Annotated in this window: 2 protein-coding genes; both read right to left on the reverse strand. The window is 76.1% G+C overall.

Translation table 11 applies throughout. The features are described 5' to 3' along the window. Positions 1-407 (reverse strand): PHP domain-containing protein (locus ABT08_RS08815; protein ID WP_288114719.1); only part of this gene is annotated, 407 nt, incomplete at its 3' end. Then, a partial coding sequence (locus ABT08_RS08820; RefSeq protein ID WP_288114720.1) for a DNA polymerase Y subunit UmuC family protein occupies positions 407-1,480 on the reverse strand: 1,074 nt, incomplete at its 5' end. The genes ABT08_RS08815 and ABT08_RS08820, both read right to left, overlap by 1 nt.

The following is a 1,480-nucleotide window of genomic DNA, read 5'->3' on the forward strand; positions in this document are numbered from 1 at the left end:
TCGGCGCGACCGTTCTGCACCGCGGTGAGCTCGAGCGACAGCTCGGCCCCGAACACGGTGCGCACGCTGCGCTGCTCGGCGGCCTCGGCGAACCGCACGATGCCGTAGAAGCCGTCGTGGTCGGTGATCGCCAGCGCGTGCAGCCCCAGCCGCTCCGCCTCCTCGACGAGCTCCTCGGGCGATGAGGCGCCGTCGAGGAAGGAGTAGGAGGAGTGCGCGTGCAGCTCGGCGTAGGGCACGACCGCCTCGGGCCGCTCGATCGGCGGGGCGACGTAGGGCCCGCGCTTGTGCGACCACGCCGGGCTGTCACCGCCGTCGGCGCCGGCCGGGGTGTCGCGGGGGCGCCGCCGGTCGCTCAGCGCCCGCTCGAGCTCCGACCAGGGCACGGCCGGGTTGTGCCAGCCCATCAGTCGTACCGCCCCTCGACCGACCAGACCCCCGCCTCGCACACCAGCAGCCACGCGCTCTGGCGGGCGTCGACGATCTGGAACCGGTGCGCGATGCGGCGGCGTGCGGCATCCCATTCGCGTTCGATCACCGGCCACGGCCCCGCCCACGACGTCACTCCGAGTCGGCGCCCCTCGACCGTGAGCTGGTGGGGAACGGCGGAGAGGATGCCGCGCTCGTCGACGCCGACCGTCTCACCGTCGACGTCGACGACGGCCGCCGCCCGCTCGGGACGATAGACCGTCGCCGGCAGCGGCGAGGGCAGCGACCCCGGCCAGGGGCGCCCCCGTTCACGAGCGAGCACCACCCGGTCGCCCCACGGCACGAGCACCTCGCGCTCGGCGAGCCAGCGCCCGCCGCCGAGCGTCGGGGTGAGCACGCCGCGGTGGCCGAGCATGGCCTGCACGCGCGAGAGCGCGTGGTGCACCCGTTCGTCGGGACCCGAGCCGAACCCGGCGAGGCGCGGCGCATGGTGGGAGGCCTGTTCGACGGCGGCGGGCTCGAGCCGCACGAGCACGACCCCGCTCGCGAGGGCGTCGTCTTCGGCGAGCTGCCAGCGCACCCGGTCGATGACCGCCGCGGCGTCGAACGACCCCGGGTGCAGCCACACCCGCTCGCCGTGCTCGCCGCGGTCGCCGGTGAGCGCGACCCGCAGCTCGGTGCAGACGAGACGCTGGTCGTCGAGGCGGGCGATGAACGCGTCGGCGGTGCGGCGCAGCGCGAAGCCGACCTGCTCGGCGATCTCGAGCGGCGGGTCGAAGGCGATCTCGGCGTGCAGCTCGGCGGGCGGTGTGCGCGGCTGCACGACCCGGGAGTCGAGCCCGGCGGCGAGCGCGTGCAGCCTCTCGCCGACGGGACCGAGGCGTGCCGCGACCCGCTCGACCTCGAGCGCGGCGAACTCTCCGAGCGTGTGCACCCCGAGGCGTGCGAGCAGGTGCACGATCTCGGCGCCCGTGTCGGCGGCGTCGGCGAGCACCGTCGCGGGCAGCGGGGCGAGGAAGGCGGCGGCGGCCCCGGCGGCGACCACCCGCAC

Origin of the sequence: Microbacterium sp. SCN 71-21 (genome assembly GCF_001725695.1) — a bacterium.
Lineage (GTDB): Bacteria > Actinomycetota > Actinomycetes > Actinomycetales > Microbacteriaceae > Microbacterium > Microbacterium ginsengisoli.